Annotated in this window: 21 protein-coding genes and 1 pseudogene; 11 read left to right on the top strand and 11 right to left on the bottom strand. The window is 74.3% G+C overall.

From position 1 onward, the window contains the following. Window positions 1-21: 21 nt before the first annotated feature. Window positions 22-1074: a TIGR03617 family F420-dependent LLM class oxidoreductase gene (locus OG500_RS10745; RefSeq protein ID WP_327066310.1), complete on the top strand. Its 1053-nt coding sequence runs from the start codon at window positions 22-24 to the stop codon at window positions 1072-1074. Window positions 1075-1136: 62 nt separating this feature from the next. On the opposite strand, the gene OG500_RS10740 is transcribed toward OG500_RS10745, so the two are convergent. From OG500_RS10740 to OG500_RS10725, 4 genes are all read right to left on the bottom strand, one after another. Then, entirely contained in the window at window positions 1137-3890 is a 2754-nt protein-coding gene (locus OG500_RS10740; protein WP_329579141.1) for an FtsX-like permease family protein, read from the bottom strand. After that, on the bottom strand, window positions 3887-4663 hold the full coding sequence (locus tag OG500_RS10735) for an ABC transporter ATP-binding protein (protein WP_329579139.1): 777 nt from the start codon (window positions 4661-4663) through the stop codon (window positions 3887-3889). Before OG500_RS10735 ends, OG500_RS10740 begins: the two co-directional genes overlap by 4 nt. A gap of 121 nt (window positions 4664-4784) precedes the next feature. Further along, window positions 4785-5303: a hypothetical protein gene (locus tag OG500_RS10730; protein WP_327066307.1), complete on the bottom strand. Its 519-nt coding sequence runs from the start codon at window positions 5301-5303 to the stop codon at window positions 4785-4787. A 49-nt stretch (window positions 5304-5352) separates the two neighbouring features. After that, window positions 5353-7266 carry a putative Ig domain-containing protein gene (locus OG500_RS10725; RefSeq protein ID WP_329579136.1) on the bottom strand — a complete coding sequence of 638 codons (1914 nt, stop codon included), beginning with the start codon at window positions 7264-7266 and terminating at the stop codon, window positions 5353-5355. Between the two features lie 466 nt (window positions 7267-7732). On the opposite strand from OG500_RS10725, the gene OG500_RS10720 reads away from it, so the two are divergent. Next, window positions 7733-8677 carry a hypothetical protein gene (locus tag OG500_RS10720; RefSeq protein ID WP_329579134.1) on the top strand — a complete coding sequence of 315 codons (945 nt, stop codon included), beginning with the start codon at window positions 7733-7735 and terminating at the stop codon, window positions 8675-8677. A gap of 115 nt (window positions 8678-8792) precedes the next feature. On the opposite strand, the pseudogene OG500_RS10715 reads toward OG500_RS10720, so the two are convergent. Both OG500_RS10715 and OG500_RS10710 read right to left on the bottom strand, forming a co-directional pair. Next, window positions 8793-8900, bottom strand: a pseudogene (locus OG500_RS10715) (VapC toxin family PIN domain ribonuclease); the annotation flags it as partial. 50 nt (window positions 8901-8950) lie between these two features. Then, window positions 8951-9151, bottom strand: a complete 201-nt coding sequence (locus OG500_RS10710; protein WP_329579132.1) for a type II toxin-antitoxin system VapB family antitoxin — start codon at window positions 9149-9151, stop codon at window positions 8951-8953. A gap of 250 nt (window positions 9152-9401) precedes the next feature. Between OG500_RS10710 and OG500_RS10705 the strand changes: the two genes are divergently transcribed. The 4 genes from OG500_RS10705 to OG500_RS10690 all read left to right on the top strand — a co-directional run bounded on the left by OG500_RS10705 (window position 9402) and on the right by OG500_RS10690 (window position 14001). After that, window positions 9402-9761 carry a hypothetical protein gene (locus OG500_RS10705; RefSeq protein WP_329579130.1) on the top strand — a complete coding sequence of 120 codons (360 nt, stop codon included), beginning with the start codon at window positions 9402-9404 and terminating at the stop codon, window positions 9759-9761. Beyond that, window positions 9758-11575 (top strand): GMC family oxidoreductase, encoded by a 1818-nt coding sequence (locus OG500_RS10700; protein WP_327066302.1) that lies wholly within the window; start codon window positions 9758-9760, stop codon window positions 11573-11575. The genes OG500_RS10705 and OG500_RS10700 overlap by 4 nt, the downstream gene beginning before the upstream one ends. Next, window positions 11572-12462: a hypothetical protein gene (locus OG500_RS10695; protein ID WP_329579127.1), complete on the top strand. Its 891-nt coding sequence runs from the start codon at window positions 11572-11574 to the stop codon at window positions 12460-12462. Before OG500_RS10700 ends, OG500_RS10695 begins: the two co-directional genes overlap by 4 nt. A gap of 69 nt (window positions 12463-12531) precedes the next feature. Continuing rightward, on the top strand, window positions 12532-14001 hold the full coding sequence (locus tag OG500_RS10690; RefSeq protein ID WP_329579124.1) for an MFS transporter: 1470 nt from the start codon (window positions 12532-12534) through the stop codon (window positions 13999-14001). On the opposite strand, the gene OG500_RS10685 is transcribed toward OG500_RS10690, so the two are convergent. Then, complete coding sequence (locus OG500_RS10685; RefSeq protein WP_327066299.1) at window positions 13943-14572, bottom strand: TetR/AcrR family transcriptional regulator; 630 nt, start codon at window positions 14570-14572, stop codon at window positions 13943-13945. The genes OG500_RS10690 and OG500_RS10685 overlap by 59 nt on opposite strands. Before the next feature lie 315 nt (window positions 14573-14887). Between OG500_RS10685 and OG500_RS10680 the strand changes: the two genes are divergently transcribed. Beyond that, the gene (locus OG500_RS10680; RefSeq protein WP_329579120.1) at window positions 14888-16540 is read left to right on the top strand and encodes a hypothetical protein; all 1653 of its coding nucleotides are present in this window, start codon (window positions 14888-14890) and stop codon (window positions 16538-16540) included. 129 nt (window positions 16541-16669) lie between these two features. Here OG500_RS10680 and OG500_RS10675 read toward each other — a convergent pair whose 3' ends face one another. Together OG500_RS10675 and OG500_RS10670 are read right to left on the bottom strand one after the other, a co-directional pair. Beyond that, on the bottom strand, window positions 16670-17362 hold the full coding sequence (locus OG500_RS10675) for a response regulator transcription factor (RefSeq protein WP_327066297.1): 693 nt from the start codon (window positions 17360-17362) through the stop codon (window positions 16670-16672). Beyond that, complete coding sequence (locus OG500_RS10670) at window positions 17359-18648, bottom strand: sensor histidine kinase (protein ID WP_442789136.1); 1290 nt, start codon at window positions 18646-18648, stop codon at window positions 17359-17361. The genes OG500_RS10675 and OG500_RS10670 overlap by 4 nt, the downstream gene beginning before the upstream one ends. 214 nt (window positions 18649-18862) lie before the next feature. On the opposite strand from OG500_RS10670, the gene OG500_RS10665 reads away from it, so the two are divergent. Next, window positions 18863-19591, top strand: coding sequence for an ABC transporter ATP-binding protein (locus OG500_RS10665; protein WP_327066296.1), 729 nt, complete (start codon window positions 18863-18865; stop codon window positions 19589-19591). Continuing rightward, window positions 19588-22053 carry an ABC transporter permease gene (locus OG500_RS10660; protein ID WP_329579116.1) on the top strand — a complete coding sequence of 822 codons (2466 nt, stop codon included), beginning with the start codon at window positions 19588-19590 and terminating at the stop codon, window positions 22051-22053. Before OG500_RS10665 ends, OG500_RS10660 begins: the two co-directional genes overlap by 4 nt. Window positions 22054-22094: 41 nt before the next feature. Here OG500_RS10660 and OG500_RS10655 read toward each other — a convergent pair whose 3' ends face one another. Continuing rightward, window positions 22095-23024, bottom strand: a complete 930-nt coding sequence (locus tag OG500_RS10655; RefSeq protein WP_329579113.1) for a hypothetical protein — start codon at window positions 23022-23024, stop codon at window positions 22095-22097. A 78-nt stretch (window positions 23025-23102) separates the two neighbouring features. Then, entirely contained in the window at window positions 23103-23474 is a 372-nt protein-coding gene (locus OG500_RS10650; RefSeq protein WP_327066293.1) for a DUF4190 domain-containing protein, read from the bottom strand. A gap of 136 nt (window positions 23475-23610) precedes the next feature. Between OG500_RS10650 and OG500_RS10645 the strand changes: the two genes are divergently transcribed. Further along, window positions 23611-24873 carry a sensor histidine kinase gene (locus tag OG500_RS10645; protein ID WP_329579110.1) on the top strand — a complete coding sequence of 421 codons (1263 nt, stop codon included), beginning with the start codon at window positions 23611-23613 and terminating at the stop codon, window positions 24871-24873. Continuing rightward, entirely contained in the window at window positions 24870-25550 is a 681-nt protein-coding gene (locus OG500_RS10640; protein ID WP_329579107.1) for a response regulator transcription factor, read from the top strand. Before OG500_RS10645 ends, OG500_RS10640 begins: the two co-directional genes overlap by 4 nt. Window positions 25551-25566: the final 16 nt, after the last annotated feature.

Genomic DNA, 25566 nt, shown 5'->3' with positions numbered 1-25566 from the left:
CTCCCAGGAGGATCCGACCCGATGGACGACCGTCCGACCCCCGCCTTCCGGCTCGACGCGACCGCCGCCGGGCGCCCCGCCGGGATCCTGGCCGCCGCCGAGCAGGCCGAGCAGTGGGGCATGGACCGGCTGGTGGTCGCCGAGACCGCCCACGACCCGTTCCTCCAACTCGCCCGCGCCGCGGACCGAACCAGCACCATCGAGCTGGCCACCGGGGTCGCGATCGCCTTCGCCCGGACCCCGATGACGCTGGCCTACCAGGCCTGGGGACTGCACGAGGCGTCCGGCGGGCGGGCCGTCATCGGGCTGGGCTCGCAGATCAAGCCGCACATCGAGCGCCGCTTCGGCATGCCGTGGGACCGGCCCGCGGCGCGGATGCGGGAGTACGTCCACGCGGTGCGGGCGATCTGGCACAGCTGGCAGACGGGCGAGCGGCTGAGGTTCCGCGGCGACTTCTACACCCACACGGTGATGACGCCCGCCTTCGCCCCCGAACCGGTCGCCGCCGGTGTGCCGCGGATCCTGCTGGCCGGGGTCGGCCCGCTGATGACCCGGACCGCGGGCGCGGTCGCCGACGGCTTCATCAGCCATCCCTTCACCTCGGTCGACTACCTGACCGAGCGGGTGCTGCCCGGGGTGCGGGCAGCCCGCGCCGAGGCCGAGCGGGCGGGCGCCGCCTGGACCGGGCGCCCGTTCGAGATCGTCGGCAACGTGCTCACCGCGACCGGGCGCACCGAGGAGGAGCTGCGGGCGAACCGGGCCCTGGTGCGCGAGCGCCTCGCGTTCTACGCCTCCACCCCCGCCTACCGTCCGGTGCTGGAGCAGCACGGCTGGCTCGACCTGCACGAGGAACTGCACCGCCTGTCGACGCGCGGGCGCTGGCAGCAGATGGCCGAGGCGATCGACGAAGAGGTCTTCGAGACCTTCGCGGTCGCCGGACCGGTGCCCGAGGTCGCGGCCGAGATCCACCGCCGGTACGCCGGGCGGGCCACCCGGATCTCCGCCAGCCTGCCCGAGGAGGCCGACCAGAGTCTCGGCCTGGAGGTGCTCGCGGCGCTGCGCGAGCTGGGCTGACCGGCGCAACGCCCCGAGGGCCGCGCACCAGGTCGGTGCGCGGCCCTCGGCAGTGCTGTCGGTCAACTGGCCCGGCGGCCCAGCGGGATGCGGGAGCTGGTGGTGGCCGCGGCCACCAGGCCGGCGACCAGCGGGAGCACCAGCACGACGAGCAGGATCAGGCTCCACGGCGTGAGGATCGGCGTGTGCACGCCCTGCGATCCGGAGTACGCCAGGTCGCGGGCCCGGCGCAGGGCGACGGCGGGGACGTACCCGCTCAGCGTGCCCAGCACCGCGCCGACCACGGCGATCAGGCCGCACTGCAGGCCGGCCAGGGTGCGCCGGATCCGCGGCGGAGCGCCGACGGCGGCCAGGGTGGCCTGGTCGGGGCGGGAGTCCGCGGCGGCCAGCCCGGTGGCGATGCCGGCCGCGCCGAGCACCACCAGGACCGCGAAGCCGGTCAGCGCGAGGGTGACCAGGTCGCTCTTGGACTGGAAGCCGCGCTCGACGTCCAGCTCGGCCGACGCGTTGATGCCGTTGACGGCGGCCGTCGCCCGCTGCTGGTCCTTCTCGGTGGGCGCGGCGGCCGGCAGCCACACGGACTTCGCGGAACGCAGCTGCAGGTGCAGCTGTTCGACCGTCGCGGGGCTCACCAGTCCGGTGCCGTAGGCGGCTTCGACGGGGTTGTCGACGAGCAGCGCGTCCAGGCTGACCTCGTGCTGGCTGGGCTGGACCGACTGGCCGGGCTGCACCGGCGCGCCGATCGCGCCCAGCAGCACGAGGGTCACCTTGCCGTCCTTGATGTAGCCGGGGTCGAAGACCACGGCCTTGCCGCCGGCCAGCGCGGCCTCGGCGGCGGGGTCGTGCAGGCCGAAAAGGTTGTGCAGCGCGGTGGCGTCGCCGGCCAGTACGCGGGGGAGGCCGCGGTTCTGCTGGCCGGGGGTGTCGGGCTTGAAGGTGACGTCGCTGCTGCACTGGTCGCAGAAGGCGTAGGTGACCTGCGCGATGTCGGCGCGCTGGCCCAGACCGGGCAGCTGTTCCTCGACAGTGGTGCGCATCCGCGGCACGGTCGGGTCGTCGTTCGTGAGGCTGAGGGTGACCGCACCACTGGGCGCAGCGGCCCGGTACTCGGCCTTGGCCTGGGCATCGCTGCTGGTCGTGTAGACGCCGACGGCCACGGCGCCGGCCACGGCCGCCATCATCGCCGCGACGGCGGGGGCGGTGCGGCCGCGGTGGCGGGCCGAGTCGCGCAGCGCCAGCCGGGGGCCGAGCGGCAGGTGGTGGGCCAGCCGGCCCAGCAGGCTGACCAGCATCGGGGTGCAGAGGAGCAGGCCCAGTTCGGCGGTGACCGAGCCGCCGAAGACGGCCAGGGTCCGTGCGTCGTAGGAGCCGAGCACCAGCCGGTTCGCCTGGGCGACACTGGCGCCCAGCAGGGCCGTCGCGGCGCCGGCGAGCACCATCAGCGCGCCCAGCAGGGTGATCCGGCGGCCGGCGGGCTTGACCCTGGTGGTGCCGCGGAGCGACTGGACGACGTCCTGGCGGGCGGCCTGGACGGCCGGCAGCACGGCGGCGAGCAGCGCGGTGACCAGCCCGACCACGGCGATGCCGAGCAGGTCCAGCGGGTGCAGGTCGAGGTGGCCGAAGCGGCTGCCGGCGGTCTGCTCGAACCACGGGCGCAGCACCGCCACCAGGCCGGTACCGAGCAGCACACCGGCGGCGGCGCCGACCGTGCCCAGCACCACGCCCGCGCCCAGCACCACCGCGCCCACCTGGCTCCGGTCGCCGCCGGCGGCGGCCACCAGGGCGAGTTGGCGGCGGGAGCGGCGGGCGCCGACGGCGAAGGCCGGGCCCGCCAGCAGGGCGGTCTCCAGCAGCGCCATGCCGGCGACGGTGGCCACCACGACGGCGGTGAAGCCGCTGCCGGGCAGGGTGAACTGGAAGCGGTAGTAGGGGACGGCCGAGCGGGGCGGCGGGTTGAGCGCGACGCTGCGCGAGGTGACGGTGTAGCCGTAGCGGTTGAACTCCTGGACCTTGTTCCAGTCCAGGCTGTCCCCGGCGGGCAGCTGCACCAGCCAGGCCGGTACGTCGATCGTGTCGCCCGGGTCGGCGACGGCGGCCGCGAAGTCCTTGGGGGCGGGCTGGGCGTCCTTCAGCGGTGTGATCACCTCGCCGGGACGGCCGATCAGCGCCACCTTCGACAGGTCGCCCGGGTACTCCACCACGGCCGTCAGCGTGTACGGCTGCTTCTCCAGGCCCTTGAGCGTGGTGGTGGACCCGAGGGAGAGACCCGACTGGTTGAGGAAGTCCTGGGTGACCGCCGCCTGGAACGGGGCGTTCGGGGCGTGGCCGCGGACCACGTTGAGCCGACCTGACCAGAGCGAGCCGGTCAGGTCGGCCTCGCCGGTGGCGGTGGCGAACAGCCCGTCGCGCGAACTGGCGGTGGCCTCGGGGCCGGGGGCGGCGGGGACCAGCCGGCTGCCGGCGGGCAGCAGGCTGGTGATCAGCGCGGCCGGGTCGGTGCGCAGGCTCTTCGCCACCTCGGGCGTGGAGGCCTGGTCGGCCCCGCTCGGCACGTACCGGGTCCCGTCGTCGGCGAACGGGGCCTGCTGCACCGCGCTGCCCGGTGCGGGGTAGCTGATCAGTGCGTCGGCGGTGCCCATGACGCGGGCCACCCGCTCGCCGGGGTCGAGTTGGGCGCTGCGGTAGACCACGTCGGCCCCCGCGACGCCGATCACCGGCAGCGCGATCATGGCGAGCACCAGGGCGCTGCGGCCCTTGGCGCGCAGTGCGTCGCGGCGGGCGATCCGCAGGGCGAGCTTCAGCGAGGTGAGGTTCACTGTGCCGCCCCGAATCCGCCGGCCAGCTCGTTGGCCAGGGCCAGCAGCGTCGCGGCGTCCTGCTGCCCGACCTCGTCGACCAGCAGGCCGTCGCGCAGGAAAACCACCCGGTCCGCCCAGGCGGCGTGCCGGGCCTCGTGGGTGACCATCATGGCGGCCGCCCCCGCGTCGCAGCGGGCGCGCAGCACGGCCAGTACGGCTTCGCCGGTGGTGGAGTCCAGTGCGCCGGTGGGCTCGTCGGCCAGCACCAGGCGGCGCTCGCCGATCAGTGCGCGGGCGATCGCCACCCGCTGCTGCTGGCCACCCGACATGTCGTCGGGGAAGCGGTCGGCCAACTCGCCGATGCCCAGCTCCTCCAGGGCGGCCAGCGCCTCGTGACGGGCGTTGCGGGTGGCTACCCGGTCGAGCTCGCGGGGCAGCATGATGTTCTCCGCCGCGGTCAGCGCGGGGATCAGGTTGTAGTCCTGGAAGACGTAGCCGACGGAGCGGCGGCGGATCGCGGCCAGTTGGCCCCGGCTCAGCACGCCGAGCGGCTGCCCCTCCACCAGGACCCGCCCGCTGGTCGGGCTGTCCAGCCCGCCGGCCAGCGTGAGCAGGGTGGACTTGCCGGAACCCGAGGGACCCATCACGGCGACGAACTCACCCGGATGGACCCGCAGGTCCACACCGCGCAGGGCGTGCACCTCGGCGGCGCCCTGGCCGTGGACCCGGCTCACCTGCGCCAGGTGCAGCACCGGCTCGGTGGCGCTCCTGGTCGGTTCGATGTGCAACAACGTTCCCCCTCTTTCCGGGATTTCCCTGCGGCGGGCAGCGCTCGGTCCCGCTGCATACCTGGTATGTATACCCGGTATGCAGCGGCACCTCAAGCGACGCCCTGCCCGATCGGGCAGGGCGTCAGCGCATGTCGTGCGCCGCAGGGGTGGCGGGGGAGATGACGACGGTGACCGTGAAGTCGGCCTGTCCGGGGCGGCACCGCACGGCCTCGCCACAGCTGGTGCGGGTGCTGGTCAGCCGCACGGTGGCGGCGGTGGCGGCTCCCCGGGCGAGGAAGTCGGCGGTGACGGTGCCGCAGCCGGAGCCCGGACGGCAGCCCGGGCCGGTCGAGGGGGCGGAGCTTGCGGCGGCGACCGGCGCCAGCCGGTCGGGGGCCGAACTGCGCGGCGCGGCCCAGAAGGTGCTGTGCAGCACCAGGCGGACGGTGGCGCCAGCGGTCACGGTGACCGAGCCGCCGTCGGCCTGCTCGCTCAGCACGACGAGCGAGCGGCTCGGAGTCGGGAGGGTGGGGGCCGGCTGGGTGGGAGCGGGGGAGCCGGCGCAGCCGGCCGTGGCCAGCAGGGCGGCAAGGAGGAAGTGCCCCCGGGAGATCCCGGGGGCACCGCCTGCTTGTCGGGCTGTGCTGCGGGGGCGGGCCACGGCCCCCGCCCCCGCAGGTTTTTGGGTTCGACTCACCTGGTCCGCTGGATCAGCTGGTGGTGATCGCCGTGTCGTCCAGGACGAAGCTGGTCTGCTGCGAGGAGGAGTTCTCCACGCCGGTGAACTTCAGCGTCACGGACTGACCCGCGAAGCTGGAGAGGTCGAAGGTCTTCTGCACATAGCCCGAGTTGGCGTTCAGGTTCGAGTACGTGGCCAGGGTGGTGGAGCCCGCCGCGACCGTCAGCTTGTCGGCGGCGGTGGTGCCGGTCTTGGCGGTGTCGATGTGCAGCCAGAAGGTGAGCGTGGCGTGGCAGCCGGTCGGGACCTTCACGGTCTGCGACAGGGTGTCGGTGTGCGAGGCGCCGTAGCCGTCCAGCCAGGCGTCCCAGGAGCCGGAGTGGGCGGGCTCGGAGCTGGTGTCGTTGTTGATGACACCGGCGGTGGCGGTCCAGGGCGAGGCGCTGCCGGTCTCGAAGCCGGGGTTGCCGAGCAGCTGGCTAGCGGTGCAGCCGCCGCCGCCCGAGGTGGACACGGTCCAGGAGAACGAGGCGCTGCCGGCGGCGCCGGTCGAGTCCTTGGCGCTGACCGTCACGCTGGAGGTGCCCGCGGCGGTCGGGGTGCCGGAGATCAGGCCGGTCGAGGAGTTGATCGACAGGCCGGCCGGCAGGCCGGTGGCCGAGTAGGTCAGGGTCTGGCCGGAGCCCGAGTCGGTGGCGCTGATCTGCAGGCTGGCCGCCGTGCCGACGGTGCTGCTCTGACTGCCCGGGTTGCCAACCGTCACGGTGTTGCCGGTCGAGCCGCCGCCCACGATCGGGTGCGAAATGGCGCACGCGTTGGTGTCGTTGGACCAGCTGGCCTGCTCGGCGAAGGTGCCGGTGCTCATGGAGACCATGGCGGCGCCGCCCGCGGTGCCGGGCGCGAGCCAGGCGCACTCGTCGGAGTTCTCCTGGCCGTTGTAGGAGCTGCCGCTCTGCTGGTTGGTCCAGCCGCCGGCCGGATACATGTCCGACATCATCTCGTGCCACTCGTGGCCGAGCGTCATGGTCCAGCCGTCAAGGGTGCCGGGGGAGTTGACGAAGCCGACGCCGCAGCCCTGGCCGGAGTCCATGTTGTACGGCTGGTTGCTGAACGCGATGTCGCCGTAGGGCGAGTTGACCGCGCCGCCGGTCAGCGAGCTGTCACCGGTGTAGTCGTGCCAGGCGCAGTACTGCCCCTGGTAGTTGTCCGGGTTGGTGCCGGTCGGCGACATGATCACGTAGTACGTGTGCCGGTTCGAGGCGGCCGTGGTGTTGCCGAAGTGGGCGGCCGCGTTGACGGCCTCCTGGCCGAGCTGGTTGCCCGAGGCGGCACTCGGCGAGGCGGCCGATTTGTCGTACCAGACGCCGGAGAGCACGCCGCCGGCCTGGTAGGGCACGAAGCTGGCGTTCGAGGGACAACTGGTCGCACCGGTGGCCACGTTGGGGCCGTCGCACCACTGGGTCAGGTCGGCCGACCAGAGCTCGTTGCCGGTGCCGATGCCCTTGAACATCTGCTGGGCGGCCTGGGCGGCGCCGTCCGCGTCACCCGAGAAGGTGGCGTTGCCGTTGGAGTCGGTGCCCTGGGTGCCCCACTGGGAGCCGTAGAACACCAGGTAGACCTGCGCGTGGCCGTCATTGACCCCGACGCCGTCGACCCCGCCACCGTAGGAGAGCGTCTCCGGGCCGGTCGCCACGTTCGGGGTGGCCTGGTTGGCCGCCCACGACTTCATCTTGGCGCTCTGCTGGATGGTCGGGATGACACCGTGGCGATAGGCGTGCTGGTACGACGGGTTGTACGGGTTCGCGGCGCTGCTGGCCGGTGATGCGGCCGGTGCGGCCACCGCCTGGGGTGTGGCGGCGGCGAGGATGACGCCGGTGAACAGGGACAGCGACGCGAGGCCGGTGAGGGCTGCTCGGGCCGTGCCGCGCATGCGGGGGGTGCCCATGTGTGGGGGAGTCCTCTCTGCTGCAGATCGCCCGTCGCCGGTCGGCTGGGGCGGTCGGCTCGTGGGAACAGGGCAGCTGGGCGCGCGGTGCTTCCTGTCAGGAGCCCTCGCTCCGGGCGGAGTTGACGCCGAAAGCGGCGCACGACGGCGGGCGTCGCGCGTCAGGGATGGGGGAGCGATCGCCACGAAGGGTCGGCCTGACCGCGGCCTGACAGGGTGGTGCGCCGTTGCTGGCGTGTAGCAAAACAGAGTTGGCGGACACCGGTCAACGGATCGAGCGGTACGGCGGCGGCGATGGCCGACATTCAGAGGCTTCTGAGAAGTTGGGCCCGCCCGGGGGCCGTCGGGGGCTGATGGCGGCGCAGGTTCAGAGCATTCTCAGAGGAAGGGAGATCTGTCGGGGCGTCGGATGCCACGCCACTATTGGCAGGGCCACGCCGACCCCGTTCCAGGAGGCCACCCCCACATGCGCGTTCGCCCCTTCAGCAGCAAGGCCCGGGCCCTGGGCCTGCTCTCGCTCGCGGCGCTGTGCGCCGGTTCGTTCGCCGAGGCCGGCTCGGCCGCCGCGGCCCCGGTCGCGGGGCACCACGGGGCCAAGCCGATCCACCGGCAGGCCGAACCGGCGGCGCAGGCACAGGCGGTGAGCAACACGCTCAGCGTCGGTTCGGCGGGGACGCAGGGCGTGGTGTCGCCCAAGCCCAAGGTGTACCTGGTCTTCTGGGGCTCGCAGTGGTCCAAGGACCCGGCCGGGGTCGCCCCCGACCTGCAGAGCCTGTTCAAGGGCCTGTACGGGAGCAAGGACACCTGGGGCACCATCCTCGACCAGTACTGCGAAGGCGTGGCCAAGGGCACCACCACCTGCGGGAGTTCGGGCACCCACGTCAGCCACCCGAGCAGCACCCCGCTGGCCGGCACGTGGTTCGACAACTCGGCCGCCGCGCCTGCCAGTTCCACTGCCGCACAGATCGCCGCCGAGGCCGCCAAGGCGGCGGCGCACTTCGGCAACACCACCCAGGCGCCCAACCTGAACGCCCAGTACGTGGTGGTCTCGGCGACCGGCACCCACCCGGACGGCTTCCCGAACAGCGGCTTCTGCGCCTGGCACGACTTCACCACCTCGTCCTACGGCAAGCTCGCCTACACCAACCTGCCCTACGTCCCCGACACCGGCGCCGGCGGCTGCACCACCTTCACCGACGGCCGCCTCCTGTCGGGCCTGGAGTCCACCGAGACCCACGAGTACGCCGAGACCGTCACCGACTTCTGGCCCAGCATCGGCTGGAACGGTGGCAACGGCGAGATCGGTGACGAGTGCGAGAACATGGACGCCTACGTGACCCTCACCACCGGCACCTTCGACCTGCAGGGCCTCTGGTCGAACAGCGCCAACAAGTGCGTGACCAAGGGCTGAGGGCGCCCCGCCGCCGTCGACGGGCGGCCGAGCACCCGCACCTGCCCGGCGTGGGGGCCGGGCAGGTAGGGGGTGGGCAGGTGGGGGGTGGGCACGGTGCGGCTGCGGGGCGGGCTCAGTCCGCGCTGCCCGAGGGAGCGACCCGGCGGGTGGGCTGCCCGGTGATCGCCGCGATCATGTCGTAGTCGCCGTCATAGTGCAGGACGGTGACCTGGTGCCGTTCGTCGCCCCAGCGGGCGAGGGCCGATTTGTCGATCAGGTAGCGCTCCCTGCTCACGTGACCGACCGCTCGCCCGGTTCATCGAGGAGGTTGAACTCGCCGCTTGCGATGCCGTCGGCGAGTGCTGTCCGCCGTGCGAGCTTCACGGCCTCGCGCAGGGTGGCGTTCACAGTGGCGACCTTGGTCGCGGTGCCGAAGAGCTGCTGGGCCTCGGCGAGGAGGTCGTCGTCGAGGTCGATGACGGTGCGGGTCATGGTCACTCCGCTGGTAGCCAGGAGGGTCGTGATCAATGAACTGGTGATCAAGATATCGAGGATTGCCCGGAGGGCTCGCTGGGGCAGGTGCTGTCGAGAGAGGGATTGGTTGCCGCGATAGCACGAGTGTGGGTGCTATTTGGAGTTATGGCATTCAATTCACTCGATCGGGTGCGGAGTGCATGGGGTGATCGGGTGGGTGGGTAGCTTCGGGCCGCCAGGGGGAGTGCGGGCCGGAGGGGGCTGAGTGGTGGCGTCGATCGATGAGTTCATAGCCGCGTCGGCGGAGTTGACCGGGTTCGGTGGTGCGGAGCTGTGGGCCACCGGGATGGCCGAGGTGTACTGGGCGGTGGTGCTGGAGGAGGCGGGGGCGGCGGCGGTCGGGCGGCTGGTGGCGGAGCCGTTGGGGGAGGGGGAGCGCGAGTTGGCGCGGGCGGTGGCCGGGCTGTGGTACCTCGGGAGCTGGTCGGTGGCGGGCGGGGTGCCGGTCGTGGTCTCGTCGGCGGCCTATGAACGGGGCCTGGTCTGGCGGGCGTTCGGTGGGCAGGCGCCCGGGACCGGCCCGCGGGGTCACGGCAGTTGGACCGTCGAGCCGGAGCGGTCGCGGTGAGCGCGCCGGAGGCCGGGCGGTGGGACGTGATCGTGGTCGGCGCCGGGTTCGCCGGGTCGCTGGTCGCCCAGCGGCTGGGCGACCAGGGCTGGCGGGTCCTGGTGCTGGAGGCCGGCCAAGGGGAACCGGAGGGGGCGGCGGGGCACCGGGCCGCGGTCGAGGCGTACCGCTCGGCGGCGGTGAAGGTGCCGAACGCGCCCTACCGGACGACCGCGGCGGCGCCGTCGCCGAGTGTGCTGGACCTGTCCGGCCGGGCCGAGGGCGGCTACCGCTCGGACGGGTACGTCGTGCAGCGCGGTCCGCTGCCCTACGCGAGCGGCTACCTGCGCGCCAACGGCGGTACCGGGCTGGCCTGGACGGGGCTCGCGCCGCGCATGCACCCCGAGGACTTCCGCGCCGGTGACTTCGGGCACGGCCGCAACTGGCCGATCGACTATGCCGAGTTGGAGCCGTACTACCGGGCCGCCGAGCGCGAGATCGGGGTGGCGGCCGATGTCGCGGAGCAGCGCGAGGCGGTCGGCCTGCCGTTCCCGGACGGCTACGCGTTCCCGATGCGGGCGATCCCGCGCAGCCACCTGGACCAGGTGCTGGCCGACGCGCTGGACGGCAAGTGCGTGCAGGACCCGGCCGAGGAGGTACCGACCCCGCTGCGGGTGGTCGGCACCCCGCACGCCCGCAACGGCCTGCCCAACCCGGGCTACCAGCTGGAGGGCAACCTCTGCTCCGGGCACGCCAGTTGCGTGCCGATCTGCCCCGCCCAGGCGAAGTACACCCCGTTGCGGACCCAGGCCCGGTGGAGCGCTTCGGTGACCCTGGTGACCCGGGCCGTGGTCTCCCGGGTCCGGATCGACGGCAACGGCCGGGCCACCGGCGTGGAGTACCGGACCTACGAGGGCGACGACCATCCCACCGGGATCGCCGAGCGCCGCGCCGACGCCGCTCTCGTGGTGCTGGCCGCGCACGCGATCGAGAACGCCAAGCTGCTGCTCGCCTCCGGGGCGGCCAACAGCAGCGACCAGGTGGGCCGGAACCTGATGGACCACCCGGTCCTGCTGACCTGGGGGTTGATGCCCCAACAGGTCGGCGCCTACCGCGGCCCCGGCTCGACCTCCGGCCTGGAGGGCTTCCGGTTCGGCGCGGCCCGCGCCCGCCGCGCCCCGTTCCGGGTCGAGATCGGCAACTGGGGCTGGACCTGGGCGCTGGGCCCGCCGGACCTGCGGGTGGCCGAACTGCTGCGCAGCGGGGGAGCGGCGGGCCGCGGGCTGTTCGGCCCGGAGCTGCGGCGCACCCTCGGCGACCGGATCGGGCGCGAGATCGCGTTCCAGTTCGAGATGGAGCAGGAGGCCGACCCCGCGAACCGGGTCACCATCGACCCGCGCCACCGCGACGCGCTGGGCAACCCGCGCCCGGTGCTCCACTACGACCTCTCGGAGTACGTCAAGCGCGGCATCGTCGCCGCGAAGGCCGTCTCCGACCAGCTCTTCGCGCTGCTGGGCGCGCAGGACCACACCCGCTTCGAGCCCGGACCGGCCTGGCCGGGCTACTTCGAGTACCAGGGCCGGCCGTACGCCTACCGGGCCGCCGGGCACGGCGCGGGCACCCACATCATGGGCGACTCGCCCGCCGACTCGGTGGTCGACGCGTGGCAGCGCTGCTGGGACCACCCCAACCTGTACGCCGTCGGCTGCGGCAGCATGCCCACCGTCGCCACCTCCAACCCCTCGCTCACCATGGCGGCCCTGGCTCTGCGCAGCGCCGAACGGATCCACCACGACCTGCAAGGCCTCGCCCGCGAAGGAGCCCTGTCCCCGTGAACCAGAGCCCGAGCCACAACCCCGCCCCGTACCCGGGCCCGGAACTGCCGCCGGTCCCGGAGCCCTATCAACTCCCGTTCCATTACGGCGCTCTGCACAACATCGGGATCGACTGGCTGGTCGAACCGGCCCCCGTGCGGGACGTGCTGGCCGAGCACCACCCCGGGCTGGTCGCCGCCGAGTTCGACGGCCGGGCCTGCGTCTCGGTCAACTACCAGCTCTACTTCGCCCAGTACCCGAACGGCGGCGGGATCACCCAGGAGATCGAGGTGAACATCATCGCCCACCCGGCCGCCGCGCTCGGCCGGCTGCCCGCGCTCGGCTACCAGCAGTACGCGCACGGCTTCGACCAGACCAAGCTGCTGGGCATCGCCCGGATCCACGTGCTGTGCGACAACCCGCTCGCGATCGACGCGGGGTCCCGGCTCTACGCCGAGCCCAAGTACCCGGGCTGGTTCGAGACCACCATGCCCTCGCTCAACGGCCCGGCGCGGCAGCGGAGCTGGTCGGTCAGCTGCAAGCGGGCGGGCTTCACCGCGGACGGCGGCGGCATCGTGCGCGAGGAGCACCCGCTCTTCTCCTTCGAGGCCGACCTGGCCGGGCTCACCGCGGAGCCGGTCAACAACACGCCGATCACCGGCTACGGCACCGATCCGCGCGAGGGCCTGCTGGCCGGCCCGATGAACGTCTACCAGCCGTACCAGCACCATGCGCTGGACGCGGGCGCCGCCGACCGGGTGCGCCTGACGGTCGCCGACCCCGACAGCGGCGTGGGCCACCACCTCGCCGAGCTGATCGGCCAGGCGCCCGCCGCGGGCGTCTGGAGCTACCAGTCGCCGCCGGTGGCCGCGCACAACCGGCCGTACTACGTGCCGGCGAAGGACTGACGACGGGGGCCACCGGCGGGCCCCGCCCGGTCCCTTGCCGACATACGTACTAGTAGGTATGTTCGGCGCATGGTCACCACACGCACGGACGTCACCAGGTCACGACGGGTCGTCGACTCCGCCGCGCGCAGGCGGGGACTCGGCCTGGCCGGGCTCTGCCTGGGCACGGCGCTGATCGTGATGGAGGCCAACGTGGTGAACGTGGCCGTCCCGGCGATCCGGGCGCAGCTGCGCGCCGGAGCCGCGGCGGGCCTGTGGGTGGTGGACGCCTACACGCTCGTCCTCGCCGCCCTGCTGCTCTCCGCGGGGCGGCTGGGGGACCGGATCGGTCCGCGCCGCGGCTACCTGATCGGCCTGGGCGTCTTCGGCGCGGCCTCGGTGCTCTGCGCGCTCGCGCCCGGCGCCGCCCTGCTCGTGCCCGCCCGCGCCCTGCAGGGCGCCGGTGCCGCGCTGCTCGCGCCCGCGCCGCTGACCCTGATCGCCCACGCCTGTCCGGGGCCCGCCGAGCGGGCCAGGGCGGTGGCGGTCTGGGTGGGCGTCGGTGGTGTCGGCATGGTGGTCGGGCCGCTGCTCGGCGGCCTGCTGGTGGACACCCTGGGCTGGCGCAGCATCTTCGTCCTCAACGTCCCGGTGGTGGCGGTGACGTGGTGGCTGGTGCGGCGGTACGTCGAGGAGCTGCCGAGGCGGCCGGTGGCGTTCGACCCGGCCGGCCAGCTGCTCGCGGTGCTCGGGCTGACCGCGGTGGTCTGGAGCCTGGTCACCTCCGCGCGGGCCGGCTGGGGCTCGCCGACCGTGCTGCCGGTGCTGGCCGGCGGCCTGCTCGCACTGCTCGGCCTGGTCGTCGCGCAGCTGCGCCGCGGGCGCCGCGGCCACGACGTCCTGCTGCCGCCGGCCGTCCTGACCGCCTGGCCCGTGCAGGCCGGACTGCTGGGCGGCGCGGTCTACAACTTCACCCTGTACGGCATGCTGCTGGTCCACACCTTCGCTTTCCAGCAGCTGCGGCACTACTCCGCGCTGCGCACCGGGCTGGCCTTCCTGCCGCTGACCCTGGCGGTCACCGCCGGCGCGGGCCTGCTCGGCGGACGGTTCACCGAGCGGCGCGGTCCACGCACCGCCCTCGCCACCGGGATGGGCCTGTCCGCCGCCGGGCTGCTGGTGCTGGCCCTCGGGGTGCGGCACACGCCCTACCCGGTGACCGCCGCCGGCTTCGTCCTCTTCGCGCTGGGCCTGGGCCTGTCGGCGCCCGCCCAGACGCTGGCGGTCCTGGCCCACGCCCCCGAGGAGCACCGGAACATGGCCTCCAGCACGCTGAACGCCGCCCGGCAGACCGGCGGCGTGCTCGGCGTCGCGCTGCTGGGCGCCTTCGTCGCGCCGGACGTGGCGGCGAGGACGCCGGTCGCGATGGCGCTCGCCGCGGGCTGCTGCGTGGGCGCGGCGGTGACGGCGCTGCGCCGGATACCCGCCCGGGGCAGTGGCCCGCTCAGCGGGGTCGGGGCGGCTGCCGCAGCGCGGCCAGGGTCTCCTGGTAGCCGCGGATGAGGGCGGACAGGCCGGCCTCGAAGGCGAGTTCGCGGTAGTTCGGCGGGGCCTGCAGCATCGGTTCGAGGCCCGGCGGGAGCTGCTCGGTGGGCAGCGGGAGCTCGCAGGCGGTGTCGACCAGGGCGAGCGCGGAGCCGCTGAGGAAGTACTCGAAGGACTGCACGAGCGGCACCAGGTGCTCCTCGGGCCAGCCGGCCTCGCGCAGCACCTCGAACGCCTCGGCGTAGCTGTGCAGTGCGGGCAGCGAGCGGACCGGGCGGCCGGTGAGCAGCGGGATGGTGTGCGGGTGCGCGGCGATCGCGGCGCGGTAGGTGCGGGCCCAGCTGTCGAGGGCGGCCGTCCACGGACGGATGCCCATGTCGAGCTCCATCTCGGCGAGGATCAGCTCGCGGATCCCGTCGACGATCTCGTCGCGTCCGGAGACGTGGTTGTAGAGCGAGGGGCCTTTGACGCCCAGCCGGGCCGCGAGCCGCGGGGTGGAGAGGGCGCCGGGTCCCTCCTCGTCGACCAGTGCGAGGGCGGCGCGCAGGATGCCCTCCCGGGTCAGCAGCGAGCGCGGGGGTCTGCCCATCGTCGGGTCCCTTCGCCGGCGGCCCGTCGGGCCGTCAGAAGTGGTGGTGGCCGCGAGTTGTAGGGCCAAGTGCCGATTAGTGTACGGTCGCACTGGCAAAACTACTGGCTCTAGTTTTAGGGGGGCGCCAGGGGCTTGCGCGGCGGTGGTCCCGACGGCGGCGGGACGGTCCGGCGCGGGGCAGGCCACCGGTCCGCTCCGGTAGTCGAGCTGCACTGACACGGGACGGCACGGCTTCCCGGCGCCGTCAGTGACGGGCTGTCAGGGCCCCGCTCCCGTTCTCCCCGACCGTTCTCGCCGAAGGTGACCCTCCGCTTGTCCATGCGCACCCTCGCGCTGTCCGCGCTCGCCGCGTCCGTCGTGCTCTCGCTCAGCGCCTGCGACCCGACGACGCCCGCAGCCCCGTCAGCCGACCCCACCGCCGCGGCCGCCCTGGCCGCGACCGTCCCGGCCGGCGGCACCCTGCCGGTGACCCCGGACCCCGGCGGCACCGCGCCGGTGACCCTGGTGGTGCCGGCCGGCGCCCAGTCACCGGCCGCGCCCACCGCCGCCGCTACGCCCAAGGCTCCCGCCGGAGCCTCCCCCGCCGCCCGGACCAGTGCGCCCGGCACCCCGGCGGCGACCGCGGCCGGCTCCGCTCCGTCGGGTCGGCCCGCCACGGTCGGCCAGGCCAACCTCACGCTGGACTCCTACGACAAGCAGACCGGCAAGGTCGTGCTGGCCGCCGCCGACAACGCGGCCCAGGGCAGCACCGGACAGGGCAGCACCGGCCCGAGCGCCTCGGCCACCGCCTCGGCGCCGGCCAGTGCCTCGGCCAGTGCTGCCTCGGCCCCGGCGTCCGCCCAGGCCTCGGCGCCTGCCTCGGGGGCCGCCTCGGCCGTGCCGTCGGCCACCGCCTCGGCCTCGGCCGTCGCCGCCGTCCGCCCCGGCCAGCTGATCGACAGCCCGCCCTCGGCCGCCGCGCCGCAGGGCGCGCTGCTCGCGATCACCGACGTCAAGCCGGTGGCCGGCGGGAAGGTCGAGGCGAGCACCCGCCCGGCGGCCATCTCCGAACTGCTCGGCCAGGCCCAGGCCGACATCCGCACCGCGCTCGACCCGCACAACATCCAGGTCACCCCGCAGGTCAAGGACCTCAAGGTGTCCTACACCGCCACCTCCGGCGGCGGCAGCGGCGGCGCCTCGGCCGCGCTGAAGCTGGACGCGAACGACAACGTCCCGCTGCCCGGCGGCGCCAAGGCCACGCTCACCGGCTCGATCGAACTCGACCCGAGCGTGGACTTCAGCTACCAGGGCGGCGTCCTCAGCCTGCAGCAGGCCAAGGTCGGCTTCGACCTCGGCGCGCACGCCGACTGGCACGTCACCGCGGGCCTGACCGCCGCCACCGGGCCGGTGAAGATCCCGATCGCCACGCTCGCCGCCACCCCGACCGTGATGGTCGGCGCGCTGCCCGTGGTGATCACCCTCAACCTCACCGTCTACGCCGAGATCAGCGCGGACGGCACCGTGACCGTCGACGCCCAGCAGAGCGTGGACGGCACCTGGGGCGTCCACGCCGACTACACCAGGGCGGGCGGCTGGACGGGCGTCACCGACCCGGGCAGCACCACCGTCTCCCCGGTGCGGGCCACCTTCACCGGCAACGCCGCGGTGCGCACCGGCCTGGTCGCCGACGGCTCGGTCGCCCTCTACGACGCCCTGGGCGTGAAGGCCACCATCGAGCCGTACCTGCGCGCCACGGTGAACGGCCGGGTCACCCTGGACGGCAGCGGGACGACGCCGACCGTGGACGGCAAGGCGGGCCTGTACGGCGGGCTGAACGTCACCGGGGACGTGCTGGCGCGGATCGCCATCCTCGGCACCCCGCTGCTGGAGAAGGACCTGCCGTTCCAGCTCTACCAGCACGAGTGGCCGATCGTGACCCGGCAGGCGGGCACCGGGACGGGCGGGGCAGCGGCGCCCAAGGGCTGACGGAGCGTCGGTGCGGCGGCCGGCCGGGGCGCTCCCAGGCCCTGGGCCGTGTCTCACAATTCGCGTCGGATCAGCGCGCGGCGTTGGGCGCCCGGCGTCGCGCGCCTGGCGGGAAGTGTGAGACACGGCCTAACCCGCCGCCGCGCCGCCGCCCACGCTGACCAGGCCCGTCTCGTAGGCGACCACCACCGCCTGGGCCCGGTCGCGCAGGTTGAGCTTGGCCAGGATGCGGGCCACGTGCGTCTTCACGGTGGCCTCGGAGAGCGTGAGGTGGGCGGCGAGTTCGGCGTTGCTCAGGCCGCGGGCCAGCAGGCCCATCACCTCCAGCTCGCGCGGGGTCAGCGCGGCCAGATCGCGGTGGACCGCCGCGGCCGCCGGGTCCTTGCGGGCGAAGCGCTCGACCAGGCGGCGGGTGATGGCGGGGGCGAGCAGCGCGTCGCCGCCGCGCACCATCCGCACGGCGCCGGCCAGGTGCTCGGGGCTGACGTCCTTGAGCAGGAAGCCGCTGGCGCCCGCCGAGAGCGCCGCGTAGACGTACTGGTCCAGGTCGAAGGTGGTCAGGATGATCACTCGGGGACCGTCCGGGCCGCCCGGTGCGCCGGCGCCGACGATCCGCCGCGTCGCCTCCAGGCCGTCCATCTCCGGCATCCGGATGTCCAGCAGGACCACGTCGGGCCGGGTGCGGCGGACCGCCTCGACGGCCTCGACGCCGGTGGCCGCCTCGGCCACCACCTCGATGCCCTCGGACTCCAGGATCATCCGGAACCCGGTGCGCACCAGCGCCTGGTCGTCCGCGACGACCACGCGCAGCGGCTCGGTCACAACGCCTCCAGGGGTATCAGTGCGCGCACGCGGTAGCCGCCGGAGACCCGGGGACCGCTGGTGAGGGTACCGCCGTAGACGGCGAGGCGTTCGCGCAGGCCGAGCAGTCCGCGTCCGTTGCCGCCGGCCGCGGACGGGCCCGGGCGTCCGCCGGTGTCGCAGACCTCCACCCGCAGCCGGTCCGCGCCGTACTCGACGACGACCTCGGCGGCGGCGCCGCTCGCGTGCTTGACCGTGTTGGTCAGCGCCTCCTGCACCACGCGGTAGGCGGCGAGTTCGACGCCCGGCGGCACCGCGCGGCGCGGCCCCAGCACGGTCAGCTCGACCGGCATCCCGGCCTGCCGCACCCCGGTGACCAGGGCCTCCAGCCGGCCCAGGCCCGGCTGCGGGGCCAGCTCGGCGTGCGCGGCCGGATCGGCGGCGCCGTCGCTGTCCATCGTCAGCAGCCCCATCACCTGGCGCAGTTCGGCCATCGCCGCCCGTCCCCCGGTCTCCACCGCGAGCAACGCCTCGCGGGCCCGCTCGGGGGAGGTGTCCATGATCTTGCGGGCGGCGCCGGTCTGGATCACCATCACGCTCACGTTGTGCGTCACCACGTCGTGCAACTCGCGGGCGATCCGGGCGCGTTCGTGCTCCACCGCGCGCTGCAGCGCCGCCACCTGCTCGGCCTCCAGGGCGGACAGCCGCCGGTGCCCCTCGTCGACCCGGCGCCGCCACATCCGGATCTCGTAGGCCACCGCGAAGACCGGCACCAGCACCAGCAGCGCGATCACCGCGTGGGGGAACTGCGGCAGTTGGGCGCCGTCGAACAGGTACACCAGCACCCCGGCGGCGACCGGCAGGCTGGCCAGCGTGGCCGTGCGGTGCGGGCCGTGGGCCGCGGCGCTGTAGGCGGCGACGATGCAGAGGACCCCCGCGCAGTAGGCGATGTCGCCCGAGTCGTGCCGGATCGGCGGCGTCAGCACCAGCACCGCCCAGAGCACCGCCAGCGGGTAGCGGCGGCGCAGCGCCAGCGGCACGGCGGCGAGCGGCACCAGCAGGGCCGAGCCGCTCCAGGCGGAGAGGCCGCTGCTCATCGGGTTCATCAGGTAGTGGACACCGGCCAGGGCGAGGGCCAGCGCGAGCACGGCGTCGAAGACCCGGGCGCGCCGGGTGGGCGCGGGCGGTGGTGCGGCGCCCGGGCCCGGCAGGATCCGCCGGACGGGCCCCAGGGTCCGCTCGGCCAGCTCGCGCAGTTCGCGCAGTCGTGCGGCCGCCGGTGGGCTCGTCAGATGATCATCCGTCACCTGAGCATTGTGGGGGAGAGCGCCGTCCCGGTACATCCGCCCGGGTGTGGTTTCCCGCTGCACCGCTCGACTACATCGCAAGGATGACACCGCGCCGCATGCGCCTGGCGCGGTAGCGCAGATGCCCCGGCCGGGCGACGTGCCGCAGCCGTCCCCGCTCCTACCTTCGTGGTGGCCGCCAGGCCGGCGGACGGACGTGTCGAGGGAGACGACGATGACCACCACACCGGTGATCGAACTGAGCGGTGTCAGTCGCTGTTACGACCAGGGGCGCGCGGCGCTGGACGAGGTGTCGCTGACCGTGCGGGCCGGGGAGTCGGTGGCGATCCTCGGACCCTCCGGCAGCGGCAAGTCCACGCTGCTCAACCTGATCGCCGGTCTCGACCGGCCCAGTTCGGGCACCGTCACGGTGGACGGCGTGCGGGTGGACCAGCTGGGCGAGGCCGCCTCGGCGCGCTACCGGCGGGCCAGGATCGGCATGGTCTTCCAGTTCTTCAACCTGCTGGACGATCTGACGGTCGCCGACAACGTGGTGCTGCCGGCCGAGTTGGCCGGCCTGGCGCGGGGCGAGGCGCGGCGGCGGGCGGCCGAACTGCTCGACGCGCTCGGCATCGCCCGGCACGCCGCGGCCCGGCCGGCCCGGCTGTCCGGCGGCGAGCGCCAACGGGTCGCCGTGGCGAGGGCGTTGATGAACCGGCCGGCGCTGCTGCTGGCCGACGAGCCGACCGGCGCGCTGGACTCCGCCGCCGGCGAGGAGGTCAAGGCGCTGCTCAACGAGCTGCACGCGGACGGCCAGACGATCGTCACGGTCACCCATGACCTGACCCTGGCGCAGGCCTGCGCGACCCGCACCGTCACGCTCGCCGACGGCCGGGTCGCGGGCGACGTGACCACGGCCGACGGTCGGGGCGCCGGCGACGCCACCGGGGCGGTGGCCCGATGAGCGGCCTCGGCAGGGTGGTGCGCTCCGGGGTGCGGCGGCGCCGGGTCCAGAGCGCGGTGACGGGGCTGGCGACCATGATGGCGGTGACCGTCTCGGTGCTCGGCGGATCGCTGCTGGTCGCCTCCGACGGCCCGTTCGACCGGGCCTTCGCGGGCCAGCACGGCGCGCACCTGGTCGCGCGGTTCGACGCGGGGCGCGCGGGCTCCGGCGGCGGGGGACTCGCCGCCTCCGCGCACGCCGCGGGTGTCACCGCCGCCGCCGGGCCGTTCGCGACCGCGACCCTCGATCCGCACGGCGGCCCGGAGCTCCAGCTGCCCGCGGGCATGAGCCTGTCGCCGATGACGGTGGTCGGCCGGGCCGACCCCGGCGGCCCCGTGGACGACGTGACGCTGCTGCGCGGCAGCTGGGCCTCGGCCCCCGGCCAGATCGTGCTCGCCGACGACTACGCGAGCCCGATCCGCGACCTGGGCACCACCCTGGACTTCCCCGCGCTGCCCGGCGATCCGCGGCTGACGGTGGTCGGCGTCGCCCGCTCGGTGAGCCAGAGCGCCGACGCCTGGGTGGCCCCGGCCCAGCTCCCCGCGCTCACCACCCCCGCCGCGCCCGGCGGCTACCAGATGCTCTACCGCTTCGCCGCGGCCGGCAGCACCGCTCAGATCGCCGCCGACCGCGCCGCGGTGACCGCGGCGACGCCCGCCGGTGCGCTGACCGGGGTGCAGTCCTGGCTCAACACGGCGCAGGGCAGCAGCCGCAACACCGCGCTCTTCGTGCCGTTCCTGATCGCCTTCGGTCTGCTCGGCGTGCTGATGTCGGTGCTCATCGTGGGCATCGTGGTGTCCGGCGCGGTCGGCAGCGGCACCCGGCGGATCGGCATCCTCAAGGCGCTGGGCTTCACCCCTGCCGAAGTGGTGCGCGCCTACATGGCCCAGGCGCTGGTCCCGGCCGCGATCGGCACCGCGGTCGGCGTGGTCGCGGGCAACCTGGCGGCCGTGCCGGTGCTCTCCGCCACCGCCGACGCCTACGGCGGCACCAGCGCGGGCGTCGCCCCCTGGGTCGACCTCGCGGTGATCGCCGGTGCGCTCGGCCTGGTCACCCTCACCGCCTGGGCCGCCGCCCTGCGGGCCGGCCGGCTGCGCACCGTGGACGCGCTCGCCGTCGGGCGCACCGCGCGGGCAGGCCGTCGCACGGAGGGCCGGGCCGCCGCCCGGGCCGCCCGCGTGGCGGCCCGGCTCCCGCTGCCGCGGCCGGTCGGCCTCGGCCTGGCCCAGCCCTTCGCCCGGCCCGCCCGCACCGCCGGGATGGTCGCGGCGATCGTCTTCGGCACCGCCGCCGCCACCTTCGCGGTGGGCACCGGCGCCTCGCTGAGCTGGGTGCAGGCGGCGAAGAACCACGACAACGCCGACGTCACCGTCGACGCTTACCGGCCGCCGCCGGGGGGTGCGGGGGCTGCGGGGTCCACTGGAACTGCTGGGGCTGGAGGGGCTGCTGGGGTCTCCACGCCGGGCGCCGCCGGGGCGCACCCCGCGGCGGACCCCGCCGCGGTGGCCGCCGCCGTCCGAGCCGCCGTCAACGCCCAGCCCGGCACGCTGAAGTACTACGGCACCGCCGAGACCGACGTGACGGTGGCCGGGGTGGCCGGCACCACCAGCGTCTTCACCTTCAGCGGCGACGCCTCCTGGGCCGGGTACCGGATGGTCGCCGGACGCTGGTTCACCGCTCCCGGCGAGGCCGTGGTGCCGTCCACCTTCCTGACCGCCACCGCCGGCCGGCTCGGCGACACCGTCACGCTGGAGGACCACGGCAAGGCGATCCCGGTACGGATCGTCGGCGAGGTCTTCGACCCGCACACCCAGACCAACGAGGTCCTCACCGACGCCGCCACCCTGGCCCCCGCCGAGCCCCGGCCCCAGCCGGTGAGTTACTCGATCAAGCTGAAGCCCGGTACCGGCGCGGTCGGTTACGCCACCGCCCTGAACACCGCGCTGACCCCGCTGGGCCTGACCGCCGACAGCGCGCAGGGCCGCAGCGAGAGCGGCACCATCGTCGCGATGGACGCGCTGACCGGCCTGCTCACGCTGATGCTGGTCGCCGTCGCGGGTCTGGGCGTGCTCAACACCGTCGTCCTGCAGACCCGCGAACGGGTCCGCGAGATCGGCGTGGCCAAGGCACTGGGCATGACCCCCGGTCAGACCGTCGCCATGGTCCTCGCCTCGGTCACCCTGGTCGGCCTGGTCGGCGGCGCCGTCGGTCTGCCGCTGGGCCTGGCCCTGCACGCGGTGACGATGCCCGCGATGGGGCGCAGCGCCGGTCTCGACTTCCCGCCCGCGCTGATCGACGTCTACTCGGACGGGCAGCTCGCGCTGCTCGGCCTGGGCGGCCTGCTGATCGCGGTCCTCGGCGCGCTCCTCCCGGCGGGCTGGGCGGCCCGGACCCGGACGGTGACGGCGCTGCGCACGGAGTGACAGCGGATCGGGGGCGGGGCGGGGAACGGTTGCTTCCCCGCTCAGTCGCGCGGGCGGCGCTCCACGCCGCGGGTGCTCGCCACCGCCGCACAGCCGAGCAGGCCGAGGCCCAGCGCCGCGGGCAGGCCCCACACCAGGCCGGCCTGCTCCAGCGAGGCCGAGTCCGCCAGCACCGGCCGCAGCGGGGAGTCGCCGCCAGGCCTGTAGTAGACGCCGACCGGGGCGCCGTCGGGCGCCGGGCAGGAGCCGGTGGTGCGCAGCGCCTCGGTGTAGTTGTCGGGCAGCTCCACGTAGCACTGCTTGTACGAGGTGTTGTGGCTGCCGGTGTCGGTCTCCTCGTAGGCGATGTGCGCGACCCCGCGGGAGCCGAGCACCATCACCGCCACGGCCCCGGTGGAGGCGGTCGCGTAGCAGAGCGCGAGCGCGCCCAGCACGTAGGTCACCTTCACCGCGCGCGGCGCGCTGCGCCGGCCGTAGACCAGCCGGCGCACCGCCAGGAACCAGCCGACGACCAGTGCGAGGCCGCCGATCACCATCCCGATGCCCAGGTCCAGGATGCCCAGCACCGCCTGCAGGACGACCAGCAGCAGCACCACCGCCCAGCCCACCGCGGCCCGCACCGGGGTGCGCAGCCGGTACTGCTGCTCCTCGGCCTTGGCCTTGGCCTCGGTCCGGGCGTCCAGGTGGTCGAGTCCGTGCCGGGTCAGCTCCCTGCGCAGGATCGTCGCGGGCTTGTCGCTCGCCAGCCGCCACACCTCGCCGACCCGGGCCACGTCCGCGACGGTGGGCCGCTCGCCCGGGCACGCGTCGGTGAAGCAGCGCAGCACGCTGCGCACCTGCGAGACGCCGTACGTGCTGCGGCTCAGCCCGTAGAGGCGCTTCAGGTCGAACCCGACCTGGGCCAGCTGCCCGCGCTGAGCCTTCGTCAGCTCCGGCAGCCCAGGCGAGAGCCATTCGTCCGCAATACCCACAAAAGCCCCCCGTTTGTACTCGGAGCGGACCCTACCGCACAGCGGTCCGGCCCCGGCCAAGCCCCCCCGGGCTGCCGGTCAGTGACCGGAGAGCTGCTGGTGCACGCACTGGGTGTACTGCCGGAAGCTGTCGGGCTGGTAGCACTTCTGCGTCCTGTCGGCGTACCAGACCGCGAAGAACGCGAGCAGCACGGACACCAGGATCGCGAGGAACGAGGTCACCAGACCGGTGACGGCCAGGCCCCTGCCGACGCCGCTGCGCCGGGCCCTGGCCAGGGCGACGGTGCCCAGGACCAGGCCGACGAGCCCGAACACGCCGCCGACGAAGACGATCGAGCTGATCATGCTGACGATGCCCACCACCAGGGCGGCCACGGCCGGACCGTTCCGTTCGCTCGCACGGACCGGGCTCGGTACCACCGTCGGCATGTCGATCTCCTGCGTGTACATCGGCTGTCCTCTCGTCACCTGACCTGGAGACGATCTTGGCGTCCTGGGGCGCTGGTGCGCATCGCGGGAAGGCGGGAGCCGGTCCTCCCCCGATCGGGGGAGGGCGCCGGTGTGCCGCCCCGTCATACTGGCGATCATGATCAGGGGAATCCGGCCGCTGCTGCGCGGCTCGACCTACACGGGCGTGCTGTTCGCCGCTGCCGGCGCGCTGGTTGCTGTGCCGCTGCTGCCCTTGGCGATGGCGCCGGCGCTGGCCTGGCGGTCGGGTCCGTACGGGGTCCGGGCCGTGCTGACCCTGGTGGTCTGGGCGCTGCTGATCGCCGTGATCGGGCTGTTCCGCGGCACCCGGCGGCTGCTGGTCGCCGGTGCCCGTCGGCTGTTGCGGGTGCCGCTGCCGGAGGTGGTGACCGTCCGCCGTCCGCCGGTGGCCGGTTCGGTGCCGTCGGCCGCCGACCGCTGGCGGACCCCCCTGTGGCTGGTGCTGCACGTCGCGCTGGGGTGGGCGGGGGGCCTGGCGAGCATGGTGCTGCTCGGGCTGGGCGTGAGCCTGCCGGGGAACTGGCTCTCGGGTGAGGCTCGGCTGAGCTGGAGCGGTGGGTCGTTCCGGCTGACAGGCGCCTGGAGCTGGGTGGTGGGGATCGTCTTCCTGCTGCTCGTACCCGTGGTCTGCGCGGTGGTTGCGGGCGCGCTGCGCCGGCTGGCAGCACCGCTGCTCGGGCCGTCCTCGGCCGAGCGGCTCGCACTGGCCGCCGAGCGGGAACAGCAGCTGGCCGAACGCAACCGGCTGGCCCACGAGTTGCACGACTCGATCGGGCACACGCTGACGGCGGCCACGATCCAGGCCGCCGTGGCGGGCGAGGTGCTAGCCGCCGACCCGGCGGCAGCGCGGGCCGCCCTGCGCAGCATCGAGGAGTCGACCCGGGCCGCCCTGGAGGACCTGGACTACGTGCTGGGCGTGCTGCGCGAGGAGGAGCCGGGCACCGCGCCGACCCGGACCCTGGCCGACCTGCCCGAACTGCTCGACCGGCTGCGGCACGCGGGCGCGGTGGTCGAGCCGCAGCTGTCGGGCGAGTTGACGCAGGTGCAGGGCACCCTCTCGCGGGCGGCGTACCGGATCATCCAGGAGGGGCTGACCAACGCGCTGCGGCACGGGACGGGCGGCCCGATCGAGGTCCGGGTGGCGGCGTCGCGGGACGGGCTGGAGATCGGCGTGGTCAACCGGGTGGGGTCCGCTGGTGCCGGCTCGCGGGCGTTCCCGACCTCCGGGCACGGTCTGCCCGGGCTGGCCGAGCGGGTGCGGCTGCTGCACGGGGAGTTCGCGGCCGGCCCGGAGGCCGGTCCGGACGGGGCGGCGCACTGGCGGCTGGCGGTCCGGCTGCCCGTCCGGTTGTCGGCATGACCGACGCTGCCCTTCCTCCTGTCACCCTCCTGATCGCGGACGACGACGAGGTGACCCGCAGCGGTCTGCGCATGCTGCTCGCCGCTCAGCCGGGGATCGCGGTGGTCGGCGAGGCCGCCGACGGCGTCGAGGCGGTCGAGCAGGCGCGGCGGCTGCGGCCGGACGTGGTGCTGATGGACGTGCGGATGCCGCGGCTCAACGGCCTGGAAGCCACCCGGCAGCTGCTGACCTCCGACGACCTGCCCGACCCGCCGAAGATCGTGGTGATCACCACCTTCGAGAACGACGGCTACGTCACCGCTGCGCTCAGCGCCGGTGCCAGCGGCTTCGTGCTCAAGCGGCGCCCGGTCCGGGAGATCGCGGAGGCGGTCCGGGTGGTCGCCGCGGGCGAGGCGATCCTCTTCCCCGCCGCCCTGCGCCGCATGGTCGCCGCCCGCCCCCTCGGCTCCGCCGCCGCCCTGCCGAACGCGGCACTGACCGGACGCGAGGAGGAGGTGCTGCGCCTGATGGCCACCGGCCGGTCCAACCCGGAGATCGCCGACTCGCTCACGGTGAGCCTGGAGACGGTCAAGACGCACGTCGGCAACGTCCTGACCAAGCTCGGCGCCCAGAACCGCACCCACGCCGTGGTGATCGCCTACGAGTCCGGCCTGGTGGTCCCGGGCTTCGCCGGCTGAGGGCGGGCTCTCTCGG

The sequence above is a fragment of the Kitasatospora sp. NBC_01250 genome, from assembly GCF_036226465.1.
In the GTDB taxonomy this organism is placed as follows: domain Bacteria; phylum Actinomycetota; class Actinomycetes; order Streptomycetales; family Streptomycetaceae; genus Kitasatospora.
Note: the sequence above shows the minus strand (reverse complement) of the source record. Positions and strands in the feature narration are given on the sequence as shown.

Excerpts from the sequence above, each read along its gene's own strand:
- OG500_RS10690 (WP_329579124.1), top strand. The coding sequence starts at position 12,532 with ATGGTCACCACACGCACGGACGTCACCAGGTCACGACGGGTCGTCGAC.
- OG500_RS10725 (WP_329579136.1), bottom strand. The coding sequence starts at position 7,266 with ATGGGCACCCCCCGCATGCGCGGCACGGCCCGAGCAGCCCTCACCGGC.
- OG500_RS10645 (WP_329579110.1), top strand. The coding sequence starts at position 23,611 with ATGATCAGGGGAATCCGGCCGCTGCTGCGCGGCTCGACCTACACGGGC.
- OG500_RS10640 (WP_329579107.1), top strand. The coding sequence starts at position 24,870 with ATGACCGACGCTGCCCTTCCTCCTGTCACCCTCCTGATCGCGGACGAC.
- OG500_RS10650 (WP_327066293.1), bottom strand. The coding sequence starts at position 23,474 with ATGTACACGCAGGAGATCGACATGCCGACGGTGGTACCGAGCCCGGTC.
- OG500_RS10685 (WP_327066299.1), bottom strand. The coding sequence starts at position 14,572 with ATGGGCAGACCCCCGCGCTCGCTGCTGACCCGGGAGGGCATCCTGCGC.
- OG500_RS10660 (WP_329579116.1), top strand. The coding sequence starts at position 19,588 with ATGAGCGGCCTCGGCAGGGTGGTGCGCTCCGGGGTGCGGCGGCGCCGG.
- OG500_RS10710 (WP_329579132.1), bottom strand. The coding sequence starts at position 9,151 with ATGACCCGCACCGTCATCGACCTCGACGACGACCTCCTCGCCGAGGCC.
- OG500_RS10665 (WP_327066296.1), top strand. The coding sequence starts at position 18,863 with ATGACCACCACACCGGTGATCGAACTGAGCGGTGTCAGTCGCTGTTAC.
- OG500_RS10720 (WP_329579134.1), top strand. The coding sequence starts at position 7,733 with ATGCGCGTTCGCCCCTTCAGCAGCAAGGCCCGGGCCCTGGGCCTGCTC.
- OG500_RS10745 (WP_327066310.1), top strand. The coding sequence starts at position 22 with ATGGACGACCGTCCGACCCCCGCCTTCCGGCTCGACGCGACCGCCGCC.